Below are 21,276 nucleotides of genomic sequence, written 5' to 3'. Positions count from 1 at the left end.
AACGGTGGCTCAGAAACTGCGACGGTGCTCACACTTGGCCATATTGCTGCCCATGACGTAGCCAGCGGTCGAGCAGCGGGCTGACATGATCAGGCCAGCGCTCCAGCAGCGCCTGGGCGGCGTCACGCACGGCGGGCAACAGGTCGGCGTCGCGCATCAGGTCAGCGACCTTGAATTGCAGCAGGCCGGTCTGACGCGTACCGAGCATTTCGCCGGGGCCGCGCAGCTCAAGGTCTTTTTCGGCGATGACAAACCCGTCGTTGGTTTCGCGCATGATGCCCAACCGCTGACGACCGATCTGTGACAGCGGCGGATGGTAAAGCAGCACGCAATGGCTGGCGGTGCTGCCTCGCCCCACACGGCCCCGCAACTGGTGCAATTGCGCAAGCCCGAGGCGTTCGGGGTTTTCGATGATCATCAGGCTGGCGTTGGGCACGTCGACGCCGACTTCAATCACCGTGGTGGCGACCAGCAGTTGCAGGTTGCCGGCCTTGAATTCGGCCATGACCGCGGCTTTTTCGACGGGCTTCATGCGGCCGTGGATCAGCCCGACCTTCAGCTCGCCGAGGGCGGCGGTGAGGTCTTCGTAGGTGGTTTCGGCGGCCTGGCAGGTCAGCTCTTCCGACTCTTCGATCAGCGTGCACACCCAATAGGCCTGACGTCCTTCGGCACAGGCGCCGCGCACCCGCTCGATGACTTCGACGCGCCGGGAGTCGATGATCAGCACGGTGTTCACCGGGGTCCGGCCAGGCGGTAGTTCGTCGAGGATCGAGGTGTCGAGGTCGGCGTAGGCGCTCATGGCCAGCGTCCGGGGAATTGGTGTGGCGGTCATGATCAGCTGGTGCGGACACATCCGCCCGCCGACACCTTTCTGCCGCAGGGCCAGCCGCTGCTGCACGCCGAAACGGTGTTGTTCGTCGATGATCGCCAGTGCGAGGTTCTTGAACTGCACTTCGTCCTGGAACAGCGCGTGGGTGCCGACCACCATCGGTGTGCCGTTGGCAATCTGCTCCAGTGCGGCCACGCGGTTCTTGCCTTTGAGCTTGCCGGCCAGCCACGCGACTTCAATGCCCAGCGGTTCGAGCCAGCGTTTGAAGGTAATGAAGTGCTGCTCGGCGAGGATTTCGGTGGGTGCCATCAGCGCGACCTGGTAACCGGCCTCCAACGCCTGCAACGCGGCGAGGGCGGCGACTACAGTTTTGCCCGCGCCGACGTCGCCCTGGATCAGCCGTAGCATGGGTTCGTGCTGACTCAGGTCGTAGGCGATTTCGTTGCCGACTCGTTGCTGGGCGCCGGTCGGAGTGAAACCGAGGTTGGCCAGATACTGGGCCGGCAGCCGGGTGGCTTTCGGCATTGCCGGCGCGCGCAGGGAGCGCATGCTCTCGCGCAAGCGCTGCTGGGACAGTTGATGGGTCAGCAGTTCTTCGAAAGCCAAGCGGTGCTGCGCCCAGTGATGACCGAGGGCGAGTTCGTCGACATCGGCATCGGCCGGCGGGTGGTGCAGGTAGCGGATCGCATCGGCCAGCGGCGCCAGTTGATAGTCCCGGGCCAGTTCGGTCGGCAGCCAGTCGGGCAGGCTGGTGGGGCCGAGCATCGTCAGGGTTTGCATGCACAGTTGACGCAAGCGCTGTTGGGTCAGGCCCTCAGTGAGCGGGTAAACCGGGGTCAGGGTTTCGTCCACCGGCGGCGGCTCGTCGCCGGTGATGGCGCGGTATTCCGGGTGGTAGATTTCCAGCCCCGACGCACCGGGCCGTGCTTCGCCGTAGCAGCGAATGCGCGTGCCACGTTTGAGTCCTTCTTTCTGGGCATTGCTGAAATGGTAGAAGCGCAGACTGAGCCCGCCGGTGCCGTCCTGCAGGCGCACCACCAGGCTTCGGCGGCGGCCCATGACCACATCGGCGCCGCTGACGGTGCCTTCGATCACCGCGTCTTGCCCGGGTCGCAAGTGGCCGATCGGGACCACGCGCGTGCGGTCTTGATAGCGCAGCGGCAGGTGAAACAGCACGTCCTGGAGATTCTCCAGTCCGACCTTGGCCAACTTCTCGGCCATGGCTTCGCCGACACCCTTGAGTGCCGTCACCGACATTTGCGACAACTCGGTCATGGCAGCGACTTAGGCCGTAACCATCGGTGCTTGCGGCTTGGCCACCGAGCACAGGCGAATGGAGTCAGCAAGGATTTCAATCGCTTTCGGCCGCGGGAAGCTCGCACGCCAGGCGATGGCCACGGTGCGGAACGGCACCGGAGGTGTCAGTGGACGCACTTCGATCACGCCGGGAGCGTAGTGATGACTGTCAACCGCCGACAGCGGCAGGATCGAGATACCCAAGCCGGACGCAACCATGTGGCGGATGGTTTCCAGGGAGCTGGATTCCACCGTGGTGTGCTTGGCGCCGTCGTTGCCTTTGGCCTGGGTCGGGCAGGCTTCCAGCACTTGATCGCGGAAACAGTGGCCTTCGCCGAGCAGCAGCAGGCTCTTGTCGTTGAGCAGGGCGGCGTCGATGGACTCTTTTTGGGTCCATGGGTGCTGGGCCGGCATCAGGACGTAGAACGGTTCGTCGTAGAGCTGCAGGGTCAGCACGTCGGCTTCGTTGAACGGCAGGGCGATGATGATCGCGTCGAGCTCGCCGTTGCGCAGTTTGTCGCGCAGCACGTGGGTGAAGTTTTCTTCGATGTACAACGGCATCTGCGGGGCGACCCGGTGCAGTTGTGGAATCAGGTGCGGAAACAGGTACGGGCCGACGGTGTAGATGGCGCCGACTTTCAGCGGTGCGGTCAGCTGGTTCTTGCCGGCCTGGGCCAGCTCGCGAATGCCTTGGGCCTGTTCCAGCACTTTCTGTGCCTGGGCGACAATGCCTTCGCCGACCGGGGTCAGGCGCACGGCACTTTTGCTGCGCTCGAAAATCAGCACACCGAGTTCGTCTTCAAGCTTTTTCACGCCCACCGACAGGGTCGGCTGGCTGACATGGCAACGCTCGGCCGCGTGGCCGAAGTGCTGCTCTTGGGCGAGGGTGACGATGTAGCGTAATTCTGTAAGAGTCATAGCAAGCGTCCATGAAGTTGCGGGCCAAGCATACCGGCTGCAATCGATAGACGCACGTTATCAGACTGAGTGCGTTGAGTGACACAGGGCAAAGCAGGTTTGCCGCTGGCGGATATGCAAAAGGCACCTTTCGGTGCCTTTGGCAGTGTTGCGACGGGTGTCAGCGCCGGCGTTTATCCAGCGAGTAAACAAACGGTGCAACGATTTCGATGGCGCCGTTGGTCAACATGTCAGTCGGTGGCTTGGGCAGTGGTTGGGCGCGGCGGATCATTTCCAGGGTGGCCCGGTCCAGATCGGCATTACCGGAAGGGCTCATCAGTTCGAACGACAACACGTTACCTTCAGCATCCACCACGAAGCGCAGACGGTTCGTGCCTTCCTTGTTCCGCGCCTGCGCACTGGCCGGGTACTTCTTGTACTTGGCCAGGTGAGCGAGCAGGGCGCCTTGCCAACTGGCTTTGGCCGCTTGCTGCGCCGGTGATGGGCCCGGTGCAGGCTGAGCGGATTTCTCCGTTGGCGCCTTTGTCGGTTGCGCGTCGCTCGGTTTTTCCTCGGACGGCTTCTCTTTAGGCGGCTCCGGCTTTTTCTCCACAGGCTTGGGCGGTTGAGGCTTTGGCTTGGGTTTGACCGGTTTCGGCGCGTTGATCTCGGCCTTCGGCACTTCAGCCAGCTTCGGTATCGGCAGTTCTTCCTCCGGGGCGGGTGGCTGTGGCGGCGTTATGACCTTCGGCGGTGCCGGTGGCGGCGGGGCAGGTACCGGCGCCAACTCGACCATCATCGCCTGCGGTGGCAGTTCGATCGGTGGGCGCGACGTCCAGTTCAGCGCCAGCGCAATCGCCAGCGCATGAATGCCCAGCACCACGGCCAGGCTCCCGCTGTAACGCGTCAGCTTTTGGCGCGTCGTGATCATTTCTTGACTGCCGTCTCGAGTCCGACCAGACCCACCTTCAGATAACCGGCCGAGCGCAGGTTGTCCATCACGCTCATCAGGTCGCCGTAATCCACGCCTTTGTCGGCCTGGAAGAAGATCGTCGTGTCTTTCTTGCCCTGGGTTCTGGCGTCGAGCGTGGCGCCGAGTGCTTCGGCTTTCACTTCGTCTTCGCCGAGGAACAGGCGCTGGTCAGCTTTTACGCTGAGGAAAACCGGCTTCTCTGGTCGCGGCGCCGGCTTGGCGCTGGAAGCGGGCAGGTCGACCTTGATGTCCACGGTGGCGAGCGGGGCCGCCACCATGAAGATGATCAACAGCACCAGCATCACGTCAATGAACGGTGTGACGTTGATTTCGTGGTTCTCGGCCAGATCGTCGTCTGCGCCTTCTTTCAAATGCAAGCCCATGGCTGATTACCCTACTTTGACCACGTGGGGTTGCGTGGCGCGCTCGGTGGTCGGCAGGTGATCGAGGTCACGGCTAACCAGCAGCAGGACTTCAGCCGAGGCATCGGATACTTGCGCCTTGTAACCGGCAATGGAGCGAGCAAATACGTTGTAGATCACGACGGCAGGAATCGCAGCAACCAGGCCCATCGCAGTGGCCAGCAGGGCTTCGGCGATGCCGGGAGCTACGACGGCGAGGTTGGTGGTCTGGGTTTTGGCGATGCCGATGAAGCTGTTCATGATGCCCCACACGGTACCGAACAGGCCGACGAACGGCGCGGTGGATCCGATGGTGGCGAGCACGCCGGTGCCGCTGCTCATGTTGCGTCCACAGGCCGCAACCAGACGCTCGAGGCGGAAGGCTACGCGTTCCTTGATGCCTTCTTTCTCGCGGCTGTTGACCGACAGGCGCATCTCTTCCAGGGCGTCATGCACCAACAAATTGGCGAGGGTGCCTTGTTTGGTGGCTGTCGCGCTGGCTTCTTTAAGCGTGGTGGCTTTTTTCAGGTGGGCGATTTCGGTGCGCAGACGACGCTTGGCACCCATCAGCTCGAAGCCTTTGGCGATCCAGATGGTCCATGTGATGATCGAGGCGATGGCCAGGCCGATCATCACGATTTTCACGATGATGTCGGCGTTCTGGTACATGCCCCACGGCGACAGGTCGTGGGCCATGCCCAAAGTGTTGTCGGCTTCAAGGACTTCCGGAGCGTCTTCGGCGATGCTGTCTACGGCTTGGGCCGGGTCGGTCGCCGCCGGGGTCACGGACGGTGCGGCGTGATCGGCAGGCGCTGGAGCAACAGTGGCTGCCGGCGCGGCTGGGGTTTGTGCGTCAGCGAAAGCGGCGGTCGGCGCCAGCATCAGGCTGAGCAGCAGGGCGGCCACCGCGCTCCAGGCGCGAGGTCGTTTGGTTGGCGAAGCGGGGAAATGATTGCGTGTCATGCTGGCCGGACCTGAGAGAAAAAGACGGTAAATGTTCTTCCAGGCCTCGTGAGGCCGAGAACAAAAGTGGCCGGCATTATTGCAAATAATTCTTGTTAACAAAAGTAATAGAGTATCTTTTTTTCCTGCATTGCTAGCCGCACCTCCACTGCCGGCGCTAGTCTGTGCCTTTCCAATAGGAGTTTTCTGATGTCCGCGCCTTCTGTTTTGATCGCCGGCTGCGGTGATGTTGGCAGTCGTCTGGCTACGCAATTGCTGGCTTGCGGGTGGGAGGTTCATGGCCTGAGGCGTGACATCTCACTTCTGCCCTCGGGGGTAATTGGCGTTGCCGGTGACTTGTTCAATGAAGACTGTCCAGCGACCTGGCCAGTCGGTGCGGTGGATTACCTGGTGTATTGCGCGGCCGCCACCGATCACGATGAGGCCGGTTACCGCGCCGCCTATATTCAGGGTTTGCAGCACGTGCTGGAATGGCTGGGCGACTACGGTCAGTTGCCCAATCGGCTGTTATTCGTCTCCAGCAGCAGCGTTTACGGCCAGCAGGAGGGCGAGTGGGTGGACGAGACCTCGCCGACCGTGGCGGCGGGCTATTCAGGGCGAGTGATGCTGGAAGCCGAGCAGGTTGCCCTCCATAGTGGTATCCCGGCGAGCATCGTGCGTTTGACCGGGATCTACGGTCCGGGCCGAGAGTTTCTGCTGACTCAGGTCCGTCGCGGTTATCGCGTAGCGATTGATCCGCCGTTGTATGGCAACCGCATTCACGCCGACGACGCTGCGGGGTTGATGGCGTATCTGCTGGAGGCTGATCAGCGGGGGGCGGTGCTGGATGACGTTTATATAGGCGTCGACGACGCGCCTGCGCCACTGGCCGAAGTGGTGGGCTGGTTGCGTGAGTATCTGGGCGTGACCGAATGGGCCGAAGACGCGAGCGTGCGTCGCACTGGCAGTAAGCAGTGCAGCAATGCTCGGGCGAAAGCCTTGGGCTGGACACCGAAGTACCCAAGCTATCGCGAAGGTTACGCGGCGATCCTTGAAGGGCGCAGCTGACTTTCAAACACCACAAACCAACAGTGGGAGCAGGCTCGCTCCCACATTGGTTATGTGTTGGCCTTATGGACGGATTACTGCTTTTCCAGCAACCACTTGCGATCACCCGGGGTGAACTGCGGCATTTCATCCGCCTGTGCGGTGTTCACTGCCTGGAGGATTTCCAGTTCCTTGCCCTTGCGCGAAAAGATCCAGGTGTTGCCCTGACCATTCGCCTGTAGCCACATGCTGTCATTGCCGCCGCTCATCGACGCGCAATCACCGGCCAGGCACAGGGCATAGCGATCCGCCCCCGGCAGGCCGGCAATCTGGCCGTCAGCCTGGAATTGCACGGTATTGCCTTCACCTGGACCGCTGACGACTTTCCAGCTGCCGCCCATGTAGGCCGAATACAATGCGCGTTCGAAACTGGCACCCATCGGTGCGCCGTCCGGCACAGGAGTCAGTGCGCGGTCGAAGATTTGTTCGGGTTCGTTGTCGCTGGCGGCCTGGCTCAATTGCTTGCCGTCACGCTTCAGCTCACTACCCGAGCTGCCATAAAAGTCGATTTTCCAGGCGCCGGACTCTTCGCCCAGCAGCTTGCCGTCGACATTTTCAAAACCGTTGGTGTAGCGGGCCTGGCCGGCCTTGGTATTGACGTCCCATTCCAGGTTCGGGCCATAGGCCTGCAGCGCTTCGCGCAGAGGGCCGCCTTTGGCTGCTGCATCGATCGCCACTTGATTGATCCAGGTGCCGCTGATGTCACGGTCGGCAGGGTTGCTGGCACAACCGCCCAAGAGTAGGGCGACCAGCGAGAGAGCTAGCGCAACGCGCATGATGGAGTCCTTTCAAAACGCTTTTTATACATACGGCAGCGGCGCAGCCTTTAAAGCTGCGCCGCACGCATTAGTCGATGACCAGAATGGCATCCATCTCAACCTGCGAACCCTTTGGCAGGGCCGCTACGCCGATGGCGGCGCGGGCAGGGTAAGGCTGGTCAAAGTACTTGCCCATGATCTCGTTGACCTTGGCGAAGTGGCTCAGGTCGGTGAGGAAGATGTTCAGTTTGACGATGTCCTTGAACGAACCGCCAGCGGCTTCAGCCACGGCTTTGAGGTTCTCGAACACCTGGACGGTCTGGGCTTCGAAGCCTTCTACCAGCTCCATGGTTTTTGGGTCCAGAGGGATTTGACCCGACATGTAAACGGTGTTGCCGGCCTTGATTGCCTGGGAGTAAGTGCCGATGGCGGCCGGGGCCTTGTCGCTGGTAATAACTGTTTTGGTCATGAATGACTCCTTGTAATGAGTGGCTTACGCACGCATGCGAGTGATGCGAATCACCCCGGTCAGGGCGCGCAGTTTTTTGATCACGCGGGCCAAGTGCACGCGGTCGTGCACGCTGACCACCAGTTGGACCACGCTGATGCGACCATCGCGTTCGTCCATGCTGATTTTTTCGATATTGCCGTCGGCCGCGTTGACGCTGCTGGCCAGCAGAGCGATCAGGCCGCGCTGGTGTTCCAGCTCGACGCGCAGCTCGACATTGTATTCGCCGGTGACATCCTTGGCCCACGAGAGCTGGATGCACTTTTCCGGGTTGTGGCGGATTTCGCTGATGTTGCGGCAGTTGTCCAGGTGCACGACCATACCTTTGCCCGCGGACAGGTGGCCGACAATCGGGTCGCCCGGGATCGGTGTGCAGCACTTGGCGTAACTGAGCACCAGGCCTTCGGTGCCGCGAATCGCCAGCGGGCCTTCCGCATTTGGCAGCTGTTCGCCTTCGCCGAGGAGGCGGCGGGCGACCACATAGGCCATGCGGTTGCCCAGGCCGATGTCTTCGAGCAGGTCTTCGATCAGTTCCAGGCGATACTCGGTTAGCATCGCCTTGACGCGCTCGGCCGCGATTTTTTCCAGCGAGCTGTCGAAGCCATTCAGCACTTTGCTCAGCAGGCGCTCGCCGAGGCTGATGGATTCGGAGCGGCGTTGCAGTTTCAGCGCATGGCGGATGTGAGTCCGCGCCTTGCCGGTGACGACGAAGTTGAGCCATGCCGGGTTCGGTCGTGCCCCGGGGGCGCTGACGATCTCGACCGTGGAACCGCTTTGCAGCGGTTCGGACAGCGGTGCGAGACGTCGATTGATCCGACATGCAATGCAGCTGTTGCCCACGTCGGTGTGCACCGCGTAAGCGAAGTCGACCGCCGTGGAGCCTTTGGGCAGTTCCATGATCCGGCCTTTGGGCGTGAACACGTAGACCTCGTCCGGGAACAGGTCGATCTTCACGCTCTCGATGAACTCCAGCGAGTTGCCGGCCCGTTGCTGCATCTCCAGCACGCCTTTGACCCACTGGCGGGCGCGGGCATGAGTACCTTTTGGCTGCTCATCGCCACTGGATTTATAGAGCCAATGGGCGGCGATGCCGTTGTTGGCCATTTCTTCCATTTCACGGGTGCGGATCTGAATCTCGATCGGTACACCGTGCATGCCGAACAGCGTGGTGTGCAGCGACTGATAGCCGTTGGCTTTGGGGATCGCGATGTAGTCCTTGAAGCGCCCCGGCAACGGTTTGTACAAATTATGCACAGCACCCAGCACGCGGTAGCAGGTATCGACCTTGTCGACGATGATCCGGAACGCATAGACGTCCATGATCTCGTTGAAGGCCCGACGCTTGCCGCGCATTTTCTTGTAGATGCCGTAGAGGTGTTTCTGGCGACCGCTGACCTCGCCCTGAATGCCGTCGATGGCCAGGCAGTGGCTGAGGGATTCTTCGATCTTGTTGACGATTTCCTTGCGATTGCCGCGGGCGCGTTTGACCGCCTGGTTGATCCGCGCGGACCGCATCGGGTGCATTGCCTTGAAGCCAAGGTCTTCGAATTCTATGCGGATGGCGTGCATGCCCAGCCGATTGGCGATAGGCGCATAGATTTCCAGGGTTTCCTTGGCGATCCGTCGGCGTTTTTCGCCGGACAGGACTTCCAGGGTTCGCATGTTGTGCAGGCGGTCAGCCAGTTTGACCAGAATCACGCGAATGTCGCGGGCCATGGCCATGGCCATTTTCTGGAAGTTTTCAGCCTGGGCTTCGGCCTTGGTCTCGAAGTTCATCTGGGTCAGTTTGCTGACCCCGTCGACCAGTTCGGCCACGGTTTCGCCGAACTGCGCTTGCAGCGCTTCCTTGGCAATACCGGTGTCTTCGATCACGTCATGCAGCATCGCAGCCATCAGGCTCTGATGGTCCATGTGCATGTCGGCAAGAATATTCGCCACCGCGAGTGGGTGCGTGACGTACGCCTCGCCGCTACGGCGGCGCTGGCCGTCGTGGGCTTGTTCGGCGTAGAAGTACGCTCGGCGGACCAGGTTGACCTGGTCCTTGCCGAGGTAGGTCGATAAGCGATCGGCGAGGGCGTCTATGCTCGGCATGATGAAACCTGCCGTTCGCTGTGACCCCGCGCCGTGCTACGTCGACCAGGCATGGCTTAGACTGCCTCGTTGGACTCGTCCTCGAACGCTGCGAACAGCGGTTCGTCTTCGACGATTTCAGCGTTGGCGATGAACTCGTAGCTCATCAGGCCTTCAGCGATTTCACGCAAGGCTACAACGGTAGGCTTGTCGTTTTCCCACTGGACCAGTGGCTCTTTGCCGCCGGTGGCCAGTTGACGGGCACGCTTGGTAGACAGCATGACCAGCTCAAAGCGGTTTTCCACGTGGTTTAGGCAATCTTCAACGGTTACGCGGGCCATGGTATTCCTCGGAGCGAATGCAATATGCGCGCTGCCCGGTTGGGCGAGCGGACTCGACAGTTTAAAAAATCACCAGCGATTAGGGAAGCGCTGATTTTTTGACCTAGCCCTTCAACGCGCTGCAAGTGCCAATGTAAAGCCCTTGCAACGGTTTTGGGAAGAGCTGTTTAGCCGAGCAATTCGGCCAAAAGTTTTCCGTGACGTTGCTGCTGGCGCTTCTGATGCAGCTGATTGGCACGGAAAATCGCCTGCAAATCGCGCAGTGCGTGAGCGAAATCATCGTTGATGATCAGGTAGTCGTAGTCGACGTAGTGGCTCATTTCGCTGACGGCTTCGCGCATCCGGCCTTCGATGATTTCGTCGCTGTCCTGGCCGCGATTGGTCAGCCGCTGGTGCAAGGCTTGCAGGGACGGCGGCAGAATGAAGATCGAACGGGCCTGGGGCATTAACTTGCGTACTTGCTCGGCACCTTGCCAGTCGATTTCCAGAATCAGGTCATGGCCTTGATCCAGGGTTTGCTGCAAGTGGCTTTGCGAGGTGCCATAGAGGTTGCCGAACACTTCGGCGCGCTCCAGGAAGTCGCCATGCTCGCCCATCTTTACGAACGCTTCACGCGAGACGAAGTGATAGTTCACGCCGTCCACTTCACCGGGGCGCATGGCGCGGGTGGTGTGGGAGACTGAGACGCGGATCTCCTGATCAGCGTCGGTCAAGGCTTTGACCAGGCTGCTCTTGCCTGCCCCCGAAGGTGCGGAAATGATGTACAGGGTGCCGGTGCTGTGGGTCATGTCAGGGTTGCCTTACTCAATATTCTGCACTTGTTCGCGCATCTGCTCGATCAACACTTTGAGGTTGACCGCAGCCGTCGTGCTGCGCGGGTCGAAGGCTTTGGAGCCCAGTGTGTTGGCTTCGCGGTTGAGTTCTTGCATCAGGAAGTCCAGGCGTCGACCGGCAGCCCCCCCGGATTTGAGTACCCGGCGAACTTCGATGATGTGAGTGCTCAGGCGATCCAGTTCTTCGGCGACGTCGCTCTTTTGCGCGAGCATGACCATTTCCTGCTCCAGCCGCTGCGGGTCCATCTCGGCCTTCATGTCGGCGAAGCGGTCGAGGACTTTCTGGCGCTGGGTAGCGAGCATTTGCGGGACCAGTTCACGCAGGGTCACCACGTCTTCTTCAATGGAGGTCAGGCGATCGTTGATCAGTCGTGCCAGCTCCGCGCCTTCACGCTCGCGGCCCGCCTTGAGCTCTTTCAGGCCTTCGTTGAACAGTGCCAGTGCTTCTGCATTCAAGGCTTGCGGGTCGGTCGCATCGCCCACCAGCACGCCGGGCCAGGCCAGGACTTCCAATGGGTTCAGTGCGGCCGGATTTTTGATCAGGCCGGCGATGGTCTCGGCGGCGGCGACCAATTGCGCCGCGCGCTCGCGGTCCACTTGCAGTGGTTTGTCGGTATTTTCTTCGGTGAAACGCAGGGTGCATTCGAGCTTGCCCCGGGAGATTCCCTGACGCAGCGCTTCGCGGACCGCGCCTTCGAGGTCGCGAAAGGATTCAGGCAGACGCAAATGCGGCTCCAGGTAGCGGCTGTTGACCGAACGCAGTTCCCAGCTAAGGGTGCCTTGGGCGCCGGCTTTTTCGACGCGGGCGAAGGCGGTCATGCTGTGCACCATGGAGGTACCTCGCAATGCAGATTCATGCGTTACCAAAGGTTTCGCAGACCTGATCTATATGAATTTAAGCCCAGAGGCAGCAAAGGCGCAGGATTGTAGCGCAGTGCGGCGAATGCGCCCAAACACACGGAGTGACAAAGGGCTGCAGGCCGTCGGCAAAGCGCAATCGAGGAGCTTCAGTCGTCGGGGGATTTTTTAAGAAGTGCCCACTCCTGGCCCTGCGGCTCTATAATGCTCGGCAGTTTTCCGTCCCCCGTACAGGTATTCCCTATGAAACGTCCAAGTGGTCGCGCTGCCGATCAGCTCCGCTCGATCCGCATTACCCGCAACTACACCAAACACGCCGAGGGATCTGTACTGGTCGAGTTCGGTGATACCAAAGTCATCTGCACCGTCAGCGTCGAGAACGGCGTGCCGCGCTTCCTCAAAGGTCAGGGTCAAGGCTGGTTGACCGCTGAATACGGCATGCTGCCGCGCGCCACTGGCGAGCGTAACCAGCGTGAAGCGAGCCGCGGCAAACAAGGTGGCCGCACCCTGGAAATCCAGCGTCTGATCGGCCGTTCCCTGCGCGCTTCGCTGGACATGTCCAAGCTGGGCGACGTCACCCTGTACGTCGACTGCGACGTGATCCAGGCTGACGGCGGCACCCGCACCGCGTCCATCACCGGCGCCATGGTTGCACTGGTCGATGCCTTGAAAGTGATCAAGAAGCGCGGCGGCCTGAAAGGCGGCGACCCGCTGAAGCAAATGATTGCTGCCGTATCGGTGGGCATGTACCAGGGTGAACCGGTACTCGACCTCGACTACCTGGAAGACTCGGCCGCCGAGACCGACCTGAACGTGGTGATGACCAGCACGGGTGGTTTCATTGAGGTTCAGGGCACTGCCGAAGGCGCACCGTTCCAGCCTGAAGAGCTGAACGCTATGCTGGAACTGGCGAAGAAAGGCATGACCGAAATTTTCGAGCTGCAAAAGGCTGCACTGGCCGACTGATCGGACTGCTCCACGCAAGGAGGACGTCATGAGTGACGAGCAACAACTGCTTCCTACACCGAGCAAAGAGGTTCGGCAGTGGGCAATGTTTTGTCACCTGTCCGCTTTGCTGGGGATCTGGATTCCGTTCGGTACGCTGATCGGCCCGCTGATTCTCTGGCAGATGAAGCGCGAGATGGACCCGTTTGTTGATGCTCAAGGCAAGGAGGCGCTGAACTTTCAGATCACCGTCGCCATTGCCTCCGCCATCTGCTTGCTGCTGATGGTGGTGATCATCGGGTTCTTCATGTTCGGTCTGGTCGCGATTGGTGCGCTGGTATTGACGATCATCGCCGGCGTCAAAGCCAATGAGGGGGTGCCTTATCGGTATCCGTTCACTTGGCGGTTGATCAAGTAGATCGTTGCCCACAAAAAAGCCGACACTGATGTCGGCTTTTTTGTGTGTGCGAAAAGACGTTTAGATAGTCAGCGTCCAGTCGTAGTCCACGATCAACGGTGCATGTTGCGAGAACCGTGGCTGACGTGGCAAGCGTGCGCTGCGTACGAAGCGACGCAGGCCCGGAGTCAGGATCTGGTAGTCGAAGCGCCAGCCCAGATTGAGCATCTCGGCCTGTTCGTTGTCCGGCCACCAGCTGTACTGATCGCCTTCGCGACTGACTTCACGCAGGGCATCGACATAGCCCATGTTGCCGACAATCTCGTCCATCCAGGCACGTTCAGGTGCCAGGAAACCCGGGGATTGCTGGCTGTCACGCCAGTTTTTGATATCCAGCTTCTGTTGCGCCACGTACAGCGAGCCACAGTAAATGTACTCGCGACGTTTGCGTCGCTGTTTATCCAGATAACGGGCGAAATCGTCCATTAGCTTGAACTTCTGGTTCAAGTCTTCATCGCCGTTCTGCCCCGAAGGGAGCAGTAAGGTCGCGATGCTGACCTTGTCGAAATCGGCTTGCAGGTAGCGCCCGTAGCGGTCGGCCGTCTCGAAGCCGAGACCGCTGATGACTGCCTTCGGTTGCAGCCGCGAATACAAAGCCACGCCACCTTGGGCGGGAACTTCGGCTTCGCAGGCATAAAGGAAGTAGCCATCCAGTTGGAAGGCTGGATCGTCCAGTTCAAAGGCGGAGGCGCGGGTGTCCTGCAGGCAGATGACGTCGGCATTTTGTGCTTGCAGCCAACTGAGCAACCCTCGCTCCACTGCAGCCTGAATACCATTGACGTTCACACTGATGATCCGCATAAATGGCCCCAAAAATCGCGTGCGTGTATGATACACGGCGTCAACCTAATTAGCTAAATCCGTGGTATTTGGGGTTTTTTTCATGCAAGCGTATCAGCGCGATTTCATTCGTTTTGCCATCGATCGCGGCGTTTTGCGCTTCGGCGAGTTCACCCTGAAGTCCGGACGCACCAGTCCTTACTTCTTCAATGCCGGCTTGTTCAACTCGGGTTCGGCCCTTGCGCAACTGGGTCGCTTCTATGCGGCGGCCATCGTCGAGAGCTGTATTTCGTTCGACGTTTTGTTCGGTCCGGCCTACAAAGGCATCCCGTTGGCGGCGACCACTGCGGTGGCCCTGGCCGAGCACCATGACCGTGATTTGCCATGGTGCTTCAACCGCAAGGAAGCCAAGGCTCACGGCGAAGGCGGCAGTCTGGTCGGCGCCCCGTTGACCGGCGACGTGCTGATCATCGACGACGTGATCACCGCTGGCACTGCCATCCGCGAGGTGATGCAAATCATCGCTTCCCAGGACGGCGCCAAGGCGGCGGGTGTGCTCATTGCCCTGAACCGGCAGGAGCGTGGCAACGGCGAGTTGTCGGCCATCCAGGAAGTGGAGCGTGACTTTGGCATTCCGGTGATCAGCATTGTTTCGCTGAACCAGGTGCTCGAATTCCTGGCTGACGATCCGCAGCTCAAGCAACACTTGCCTGCGGTTGAAGCCTACCGCGCGCAGTTCGGCGTCTGACCATAACCCCACGGGGTTGTGTAGGCCCAAAAGACCCCGCTCAGACGGCCTGAGCGGGGGTCTTTTTTTGCCGTCAGCGAAGCCTTCGCCATTTTCCTGTCAGCTTTAGTGCCACGGCGAGGTTGAACAGCGCAAACACCATCAGTGCAAACACAACCATCACGTAAAGTGTGCGATCTACGTCAAAGTCCCAAAGATTCAGCGTGCTGCTGCCCGTGATTTTCACTGCGGAAGGTAAGTTGACGTAAAACAGCGCCAGGAAGGCGCTGGTCAATGGAAGGGCGCAGCCGAACAAAGCAATCATCACCTTCTTGCGGCTACGTTTTCTGGCGAGCGGACCTGGCTGCTTCTCATCCAGCGCCAGCGCCTCATCCAACTTGGGCCAGGCCAGATTGAACATGAAAGTGGTCAGAGTCAGCAGTAAACCGCTGACCGCGACAATGTCACTGAACGGCATTCAGACCAAGCGTTTTGCACAGCAAGTCGTGAGAGTCTTCGCTGATTTCGAACAGCCCGGCGCTGCCTTTGCGTTTGGTGATGGGTTTGAAGGTCGGCTCGTTCTGGGTGATCAGCATGTTCAGTTCATCACGAATGACGTCGGAGCTGATGACCACCCAGTACACTGTCTGCGCATGGTCTGCGGTTTCGATCACGGCCCGCATGCTGTTGTGCAGGATTTCGTCGAGTTGGTTACGAAACCGCGAGACGGTGTTCTTCAGGAGCGTTTTGCTTTGGCTCTGGGTCAGTTGAAAGATCGTTGATATCTGCGATTCGGTCGGCAGCGTTTGCCCGAAGTAGCTTTGAATCAAATACAGCAATCGATCCTGCTTGGCCTCATCCGCCCTGCTGGGCATGCCACCTTCAACTAGCATTTTCAGGTATTCGGTCAGGCTTGCTTTGGCTATTCGCTGAAGCGCGTGGGCAATTTCGTTGTCGGAAATCCTCAACGTCTTTTTGACCGGTTCTTTTTGCTCGAGGTCGAAGGCCTGGGCGTCGATCGTGAACGAGATCTGCATGGCTGAGTCTCCCGTGTTCACTTACCGGATTTCGGATAAGGATCGTCCGTTGCGTCTCCTTGGCCGCTGAGGATTTTCCAGCCGTTTTTTACGTGCAATGAATCCAGGCGTTGCGGGCAGGGCGGTAACGATTTTTTTGATTGGTTGGAATATGTGTAGCCGCAGTCGGCGCATTCGTAGGTGCCTGCGGAAACGTCGCTGCCGTTAGGTGCGTAAGCTTTTTGCATGAGGTCGTTCTCCTGTGGATACAGGGAAGATCCTATGCGGACTAATGCTGGCTGGATGTCGGACGTTTCGCTTAGTCAGGTCGGACGTTTCCGATAGGCATAAAAAAGATCGCAGACTTCGTCAGATCCTACGGGATGTTCGTACATCCATCGGTGCTGCTGAAGGGTGCGATCTTTTGGCGTTATTGAATCAGTGGCGCTTGCGATTGCTGATCAAGGTACCCACGCCGGTGTCGGTGAAGATTTCCAGAAGAATCGCATTTGGCACCCGGCCATCGATGATCAACGAACTGCCCACGCCACCTTGTACGGCTTCCAGCGCGCAACGGATCTTCGGCAGCATGCCGCCGTAGATGGTGCCGTCGGCGATCAAGTCGTCAACCTGTTGGGTAGTCAGGCCGGTCAGGACCGTGCCCGATTTGTCCATCAGGCCGGCGATGTTGGTCAGCAGCATCAGCTTTTCAGCTTTCAGCGCTTCGGCGACTTTACCGGCCACCAGGTCAGCGTTGATGTTGTAAGACTCGCCGTTGGCGCCGACGCCGATTGGCGCGATCACCGGGATGAAGTCACCTTTGACCAGCAGATTCAGCAGGTCGGTGTTGATGCCGACCACTTCGCCCACTTGGCCGATGTCGATGATTTCCGGTTGGGTCATCTCCGGCGTCTGGCGGGTCACAGTGAGTTTCTTCGCACGAATCAGCTCGGCGTCTTTGCCGGTCAGGCCGATAGCGCTGCCGCCATGGCGGTTGATCAGGTTGACGATGTCCTTGTTCACTTGGCCACCGAGGACCATTTCCACCACGTCCATGGTTTGCGCGTCAGTCACGCGCATGCCATCGATGAAGTGGCTCTCGATCGACAGACGCTTGAGCAGGTCGCCGATTTGTGGGCCGCCGCCGTGAACCACCACCGGATTGATGCCGACGGCTTTCATCAGCACGATGTCGCGAGCGAAGCCGGTTTTCAGCTCCTCGCTTTCCATCGCGTTGCCGCCGTATTTGATCACCAGCGTCTTGCCGACATAGCGGCGAATGTAAGGCAGCGCTTCGGACAGGACCTTGGCGGTGTTGGCGGCGGCTTCGCGTTCGAGGGTCATTCAGGGCTCCGGCACTTCAATAGAAGGCGCTTCAGAAAATCAAAACGGTATAAGGAGATCAGGTGCAACACGCTTCAACTGGACGTTGAATACGTCCTTGATGCGCTGCAACTCCGCCTCGTCGTCGGCCTCGAAGCGCAACACCAGCACCGGTGTGGTGTTGGACGCACGAACCAGGCCCCAGCCTTTGGCGTAGTCGACTCGCACGCCGTCGATGGTGGTCAGGTCGGCGCCTTCGCCCCACTTCGCGTCGTGCAGTGCATCAATGATGCTGAATTTGCTCTCTTCGGTCACATGGATATTGATTTCCGGCGTAGAAATATCGTTCGGGAAGGTCGCAAACAGCTCTTGCGCGCTGGATTTTTCTTTGCTGAGGATCTCCAGCAGCCGCGCGGCGCTGTAAATGCCGTCGTCGAAACCGAACCAGCGTTCTTTGAAGAAGATGTGCCCGCTCATTTCGCCGGCCAACAGGGCGCCGGTTTGTTTCATTTTCTTTTTGATCAACGAGTGACCGGTCTTCCACATTAGCGGGCGGCCGCCGTAGTTCTGGATCAGCGGCGTCAGGCGACGGGTGCATTTGACGTCGAAGATGATCTGCGCGTCAGCGTTGCGCGCGAGCACGTCACGGGCGAACAGCATCAACAGGCGATCCGGGTAAACGATGCTGCCGGTGTTGGTCACCACGCCGACGCGGTCGCCGTCGCCGTCGAAGGCCAGGCCCAGGTCAGCGTTGGTTTCCTTGACCTTGGCGATCAGGTCCACGAGGTTTTCAGGCTTGCCTGGGTCCGGGTGGTGATTCGGGAAGTTGCCGTCGACGTCGCAGAACAGCGGGATGACTTCGCAGTTCAGGGCTTCGATCAGTTGCGGGGCAATCACGCCGGCGGCGCCGTTACCGCAGTCGACCACCACCTTCAGGCGGCGGGCGAGTTTGATGTCCTGAACGATTTCGGTGTTGTAGCGGTCGAGGATCTCGACCTGGGTGATGCTGCCCTTGCCGCTGCTCAGGTTGTTGGTCTTGAGGCGGTCGTGCAAGGCCTGGATCTGTTCATTGGCCAGCGTGTCGCCAGCGATGACAATCTTGAAACCGTTGTAGTTCGACGGGTTGTGGCTGCCGGTGAGCATGACGCCGGATTTACCGGCCAGCACGTTGGCGGCGTAGTACAGCGCAGGCGTTGGCACCAGGCCGACGTCGCTGACGTGGCAACCGCTGTCGGCGAGGCCTTTGATCAGTTGTTCGACCAGTTCTGGACCGGACAGGCGACCGTCACGGCCGACGGACACGTTGGGTTCATCCTGGGCCAGGCTCTGGGAGCCGATGGCGCGACCTAGCCAATAAGCGGTTTCAGCGTTCAAGCATTCCGGGACGGTGCCGCGAATATCGTAGGCGCGGAAGATGCTGTCGGGGAACTTGGGTACGACTTGGGCTGGGCTGCTCATTACTGGAAATGCTCCATCTCGAAGGGTGGCAGGACCTGCTGCGGAGAACTCGTCGGCAGGTTCAGACTGAAGGGTATGACGGCGTTTTCCACTGAGAGTTCGTGGTGTGTAAAGGCCATGGCCCCAACATTGACGAGCGATTGACTGGCCAATGCCTTGATTTTTGGCGGTAAACCTTCCAGATGAAACCAGTGCAAAATTCGTCCTGAAATGCCAACCCTGGCATCAGGCCGGGCAGGGCGCCCAGCCTGAGTCCCTGTGATCAATGGCTGCCGGAATGCCCGAAACCGCCAGTGCCGCGCTCGGTTTCAACGAACTCTTCGACCCTCTCGAAGTGCGCTTGAACCACCGGCACCAAAACCAGTTGAGCCAAACGTTCGCCGACCACGATGTTGAAGTCGGTCTGGCCACGGTTCCAGCACGACACCATCAGCGGGCCTTGATAATCGGAGTCGATCAGGCCGACCAGGTTACCCAGCACGATGCCGTGCTTATGGCCCAGGCCCGAGCGCGGCAGAATCAGCGCCGCCAGGCCTGGGTCACCGATGTACACCGACAGGCCGGTAGGAATCAGCAGGGTTTCGCCCGGCTTGATGACGGTGTCTTTTTCCAGCATGGCGCGCAGGTCGAGGCCGGCGGAGCCTGGCGTGGCGTACTGCGGCAGCGGGAAGTCGGTACCGATGCGGGGGTCGAGGATCTTGGCTTGCAAAGTGTGCATGTAAATTAAACCTGGTTCAGACGTTCGGCGATAAAAGTGATCAGCTGGCGAGCAATCTTGCTCTTGCTGGTCTGGGCGAAAAGTGTGGCGTGTAGCTGGCGGTCGATCACGCTGCAGGCGTTTTCTTCGCTGTTGAAGCCAATGCTCGGGTTAGCGACGTCGTTGGCGACGATCAAATCGAGGTTCTTGTCTTTCAATTTACGTGCAGCGTAATCGAGCAAGTGTTCGGTTTCGGCGGCGAACCCGACACTGAACGGACGGTCGGGACGAGTGGCAATGGTGGCCAGAATGTCTGGGTTACGCACCATCTGTAGCAACAAGCCGTCGCCGTTCGTAGGGTCTTTCTTGAGTTTTTGTGGGGCGACGACTTCCGGGCGGTAGTCCGCGACCGCTGCCGAGGCGATGAACAGGTCGCAAGGGATCGCGGCTTCACACGCGGCGAGCATGTCGCGGGCGCTGACCACGTCGATGCGCGTGACGCGATCCGGGGTCGGCAGGTGCACCGGGCCGGTGATCAGCGTTACGCGGGCGCCGGCTTCCACTGCGGCCTCGGCCAGGGCAAAGCCCATCTTTCCGGAGCTGTGGTTGGTGATGTAGCGCACCGGGTCAATGTTTTCCTGGGTCGGGCCAGCGGTGATCAGCACGTGTTTGCCGGTCAGCGCCTGATGCTGGAAGCAGTCCGCCGCGCACTGGGCGAGGTCGGTGGCTTCGAGCATGCGACCCATGCCGACGTCGCCGCAAGCTTGGCTGCCGGAGGCTGGGCCGAAGGTTTTCAGGCCCCGGCCTTCTAGGGTTTGCAGGTTGGCCTGGGTGGCCGGGTCGCGCCACATAGCCTGGTTCATCGCCGGGGCAACGGCGACCACGGCGTCGCAGGCCAGCACCAGCGTGGTCAGCAGGTCGTCGGCAATGCCTTGGGCCAGGCGGGCAATGAGGTCCGCGGTGGCGGGGGCGATCAGCACAAGGTCGGCCCATTTGGCCAGTTCGATGTGGCCCATGGCAGCTTCGGCCGCCGGGTCGAGCAAATCGAGGTGGACCGGATGCCCGGACAAGGCCTGCATGGTCAACGGTGTGATGAACTCGCTGCCGCCGCGGGTCATGACCACGCGCACTTCGGCGCCTTGGTCGATCAGGCGGCGAACCAGGTCGGCGCTCTTGTAGGCAGCGATGCCGCCGCCGACGCCCAGAACGATGCGTTTCCGATACAGCCGCTGCATAGGTCTGCCTTTCATTTCGTTGATGACTGCATGGCGATACCCCCTCCCCAGGGATGAAATCGCCCGCAAAAAAGATGGGCTACGATATCACAGCGACCGCAACGGAACAGCGGCGCCCACAGACCAGGGAGGTGCTATGAGTATTCGCGATTGGCCAGCGGCGGAACGGCCGCGGGAGAGATTGCTTGAGTTGGGCTCGGGGAGCCTTTCAGACGCCGAACTGCTGGCGATTTTTTTACGAACGGGCGTGACGGGTAAAAGCGCGGTAGATCTGGCGCGACACCTGTTGAATCAGTTTGGCAGCCTGCGCTCACTGCTCGAAGCCGATCAAGCCGCATTCAGCAGCCAGTTGGGGCTCGGACCGGCGAAATTCGCTCAGTTGCAAGCGGTCCAGGAAATGAGCCGGCGGCATTTGGCCGAACGTGCGCACCAAAAATCGGCGCTGGAAAATCCGCAGGCAGTTCGTGATTACCTGAAGTCAATGTTGCGCCATGAGCCTCATGAGGTGTTCGGCTGTCTTTTTTTGGATTCCAGGCATCAAGTGCTGACCTTTGAAGTGCTGTTTCGAGGATCCATCGACAGCACTAGTGTTTATCCGAGACAAGTGGTTAAACGCGCGTTGGCCCACAACGCCGCAGCGTTGATCCTCTGCCATAACCATCCGTCGGGTAACACCAACCCAAGTCAAGCCGACCGAGTCCTGACCAAGCGCCTGCAAGAGGCGCTGGACCTGATCGATGTGCGGGTGCTCGACCATTTCATCATCGGTGACGGCGATCCGCTGTCCATGGCTGAGCACGGGTGGGTGTAGGAGGAGGGGCGGCT

23 protein-coding genes and 1 pseudogene are annotated in these 21,276 nt (G+C 60.0%); 5 read left to right on the top strand and 19 right to left on the bottom strand.

Features of this window, described 5'->3' with window-relative positions; genetic code table 11:
* Positions 1-28 precede the first annotated feature (28 nt).
* The 5 genes from recG to exbB all read right to left on the bottom strand — a co-directional run bounded on the left by recG (position 29) and on the right by exbB (position 5,359).
* Complete coding sequence (gene recG, locus ACXPVS_RS04750; protein ID WP_458508887.1) at positions 29-2,104, bottom strand: ATP-dependent DNA helicase RecG; 2,076 nt, start codon at positions 2,102-2,104, stop codon at positions 29-31.
* A 9-nt stretch (positions 2,105-2,113) separates the two neighbouring features.
* Positions 2,114-3,043, bottom strand: coding sequence for a LysR substrate-binding domain-containing protein (locus ACXPVS_RS04745; RefSeq protein ID WP_458508886.1), 930 nt, complete (start codon positions 3,041-3,043; stop codon positions 2,114-2,116).
* Between the two features lie 160 nt (positions 3,044-3,203).
* Positions 3,204-3,953 (bottom strand): energy transducer TonB family protein, encoded by a 750-nt coding sequence (locus tag ACXPVS_RS04740; RefSeq protein ID WP_458508885.1) that lies wholly within the window; start codon positions 3,951-3,953, stop codon positions 3,204-3,206.
* Complete coding sequence (gene exbD, locus ACXPVS_RS04735) at positions 3,950-4,378, bottom strand: TonB system transport protein ExbD (protein WP_010465232.1); 429 nt, start codon at positions 4,376-4,378, stop codon at positions 3,950-3,952. Before exbD ends, ACXPVS_RS04740 begins: the two co-directional genes overlap by 4 nt.
* Before the next feature lie 6 nt (positions 4,379-4,384).
* Positions 4,385-5,359, bottom strand: a complete 975-nt coding sequence (exbB, locus tag ACXPVS_RS04730; protein WP_458508884.1) for a tonB-system energizer ExbB — start codon at positions 5,357-5,359, stop codon at positions 4,385-4,387.
* 189 nt (positions 5,360-5,548) lie between these two features.
* Here exbB and ACXPVS_RS04725 point away from each other — a divergent pair, with 189 nt between their 5' ends.
* A complete protein-coding gene (locus tag ACXPVS_RS04725; RefSeq protein WP_458508883.1) occupies positions 5,549-6,406 on the top strand; it encodes an NAD-dependent epimerase/dehydratase family protein in 858 nt (285 codons plus the stop codon).
* Between the two features lie 74 nt (positions 6,407-6,480).
* On the opposite strand, the gene ACXPVS_RS04720 is transcribed toward ACXPVS_RS04725, so the two are convergent.
* The 6 genes from ACXPVS_RS04720 to ACXPVS_RS04695 all read right to left on the bottom strand — a co-directional run bounded on the left by ACXPVS_RS04720 (position 6,481) and on the right by ACXPVS_RS04695 (position 11,786).
* Entirely contained in the window at positions 6,481-7,221 is a 741-nt protein-coding gene (locus tag ACXPVS_RS04720) for a hypothetical protein (protein ID WP_458508882.1), read from the bottom strand.
* Positions 7,222-7,291: 70 nt separating this feature from the next.
* Positions 7,292-7,672 (bottom strand): RidA family protein, encoded by a 381-nt coding sequence (locus ACXPVS_RS04715; RefSeq protein ID WP_458508881.1) that lies wholly within the window; start codon positions 7,670-7,672, stop codon positions 7,292-7,294.
* 24 nt (positions 7,673-7,696) lie between these two features.
* Entirely contained in the window at positions 7,697-9,802 is a 2,106-nt protein-coding gene (gene spoT / locus ACXPVS_RS04710) for a bifunctional GTP diphosphokinase/guanosine-3',5'-bis pyrophosphate 3'-pyrophosphohydrolase (RefSeq protein ID WP_458508880.1), read from the bottom strand.
* A 56-nt stretch (positions 9,803-9,858) separates the two neighbouring features.
* A complete protein-coding gene (gene rpoZ / locus ACXPVS_RS04705) occupies positions 9,859-10,122 on the bottom strand; it encodes a DNA-directed RNA polymerase subunit omega (protein WP_007894670.1) in 264 nt (87 codons plus the stop codon).
* A 167-nt stretch (positions 10,123-10,289) separates the two neighbouring features.
* On the bottom strand, positions 10,290-10,910 hold the full coding sequence (gmk, locus tag ACXPVS_RS04700; RefSeq protein ID WP_458508879.1) for a guanylate kinase: 621 nt from the start codon (positions 10,908-10,910) through the stop codon (positions 10,290-10,292).
* A 12-nt stretch (positions 10,911-10,922) separates the two neighbouring features.
* A complete protein-coding gene (locus ACXPVS_RS04695) occupies positions 10,923-11,786 on the bottom strand; it encodes a YicC/YloC family endoribonuclease (protein WP_458508878.1) in 864 nt (287 codons plus the stop codon).
* Positions 11,787-12,056: 270 nt separating this feature from the next.
* Between ACXPVS_RS04695 and rph the strand changes: the two genes are divergently transcribed.
* Both rph and ACXPVS_RS04685 read left to right on the top strand, forming a co-directional pair.
* Positions 12,057-12,779, top strand: a complete 723-nt coding sequence (gene rph / locus ACXPVS_RS04690; RefSeq protein WP_010465211.1) for a ribonuclease PH — start codon at positions 12,057-12,059, stop codon at positions 12,777-12,779.
* 28 nt (positions 12,780-12,807) lie between these two features.
* Positions 12,808-13,176, top strand: a complete 369-nt coding sequence (locus ACXPVS_RS04685; RefSeq protein ID WP_458508877.1) for a DUF4870 domain-containing protein — start codon at positions 12,808-12,810, stop codon at positions 13,174-13,176.
* A 60-nt stretch (positions 13,177-13,236) separates the two neighbouring features.
* Here the strand turns inward: ACXPVS_RS04685 and ACXPVS_RS04680 are convergent, their stop codons facing one another.
* Positions 13,237-14,016, bottom strand: coding sequence for an exodeoxyribonuclease III (locus ACXPVS_RS04680; RefSeq protein WP_008030595.1), 780 nt, complete (start codon positions 14,014-14,016; stop codon positions 13,237-13,239).
* Between the two features lie 82 nt (positions 14,017-14,098).
* Here ACXPVS_RS04680 and pyrE point away from each other — a divergent pair, with 82 nt between their 5' ends.
* Positions 14,099-14,743, top strand: coding sequence for an orotate phosphoribosyltransferase (gene pyrE / locus ACXPVS_RS04675; protein ID WP_458508876.1), 645 nt, complete (start codon positions 14,099-14,101; stop codon positions 14,741-14,743).
* 73 nt (positions 14,744-14,816) lie between these two features.
* Here pyrE and ACXPVS_RS04670 read toward each other — a convergent pair whose 3' ends face one another.
* From ACXPVS_RS04670 to coaBC, 7 genes and pseudogenes are all read right to left on the bottom strand, one after another.
* Positions 14,817-15,200 (bottom strand): hypothetical protein, encoded by a 384-nt coding sequence (locus ACXPVS_RS04670; RefSeq protein ID WP_458508875.1) that lies wholly within the window; start codon positions 15,198-15,200, stop codon positions 14,817-14,819.
* Positions 15,187-15,759, bottom strand: coding sequence for a hypothetical protein (locus tag ACXPVS_RS04665; protein WP_458508874.1), 573 nt, complete (start codon positions 15,757-15,759; stop codon positions 15,187-15,189). Before ACXPVS_RS04665 ends, ACXPVS_RS04670 begins: the two co-directional genes overlap by 14 nt.
* A 17-nt stretch (positions 15,760-15,776) precedes the next feature.
* Complete coding sequence (locus tag ACXPVS_RS04660) at positions 15,777-15,986, bottom strand: hypothetical protein (RefSeq protein WP_458508873.1); 210 nt, start codon at positions 15,984-15,986, stop codon at positions 15,777-15,779.
* A gap of 190 nt (positions 15,987-16,176) precedes the next feature.
* The gene (gene argB, locus ACXPVS_RS04655; protein WP_008007602.1) at positions 16,177-17,082 is read right to left on the bottom strand and encodes an acetylglutamate kinase; all 906 of its coding nucleotides are present in this window, start codon (positions 17,080-17,082) and stop codon (positions 16,177-16,179) included.
* Positions 17,083-17,121: 39 nt separating this feature from the next.
* A pseudogene (locus ACXPVS_RS04650) lies at positions 17,122-18,525 on the bottom strand (phosphomannomutase/phosphoglucomutase); the annotation flags it as partial.
* A gap of 256 nt (positions 18,526-18,781) precedes the next feature.
* On the bottom strand, positions 18,782-19,237 hold the full coding sequence (gene dut / locus ACXPVS_RS04645) for a dUTP diphosphatase (RefSeq protein WP_458508872.1): 456 nt from the start codon (positions 19,235-19,237) through the stop codon (positions 18,782-18,784).
* A 5-nt stretch (positions 19,238-19,242) separates the two neighbouring features.
* On the bottom strand, positions 19,243-20,451 hold the full coding sequence (coaBC, locus tag ACXPVS_RS04640) for a bifunctional phosphopantothenoylcysteine decarboxylase/phosphopantothenate--cysteine ligase CoaBC (protein ID WP_458508946.1): 1,209 nt from the start codon (positions 20,449-20,451) through the stop codon (positions 19,243-19,245).
* Positions 20,452-20,587: 136 nt separating this feature from the next.
* Here coaBC and radC point away from each other — a divergent pair, with 136 nt between their 5' ends.
* Positions 20,588-21,262, top strand: a complete 675-nt coding sequence (gene radC / locus ACXPVS_RS04635) for a RadC family protein (protein ID WP_458508871.1) — start codon at positions 20,588-20,590, stop codon at positions 21,260-21,262.
* Positions 21,263-21,276: the final 14 nt, after the last annotated feature.

This window comes from Pseudomonas sp. Ma2-10 (genome assembly GCF_054330215.1).
The sequence above is the reverse complement of the archived record's forward strand: the minus strand, read 5'-3'. Positions and strand labels throughout refer to the sequence as shown.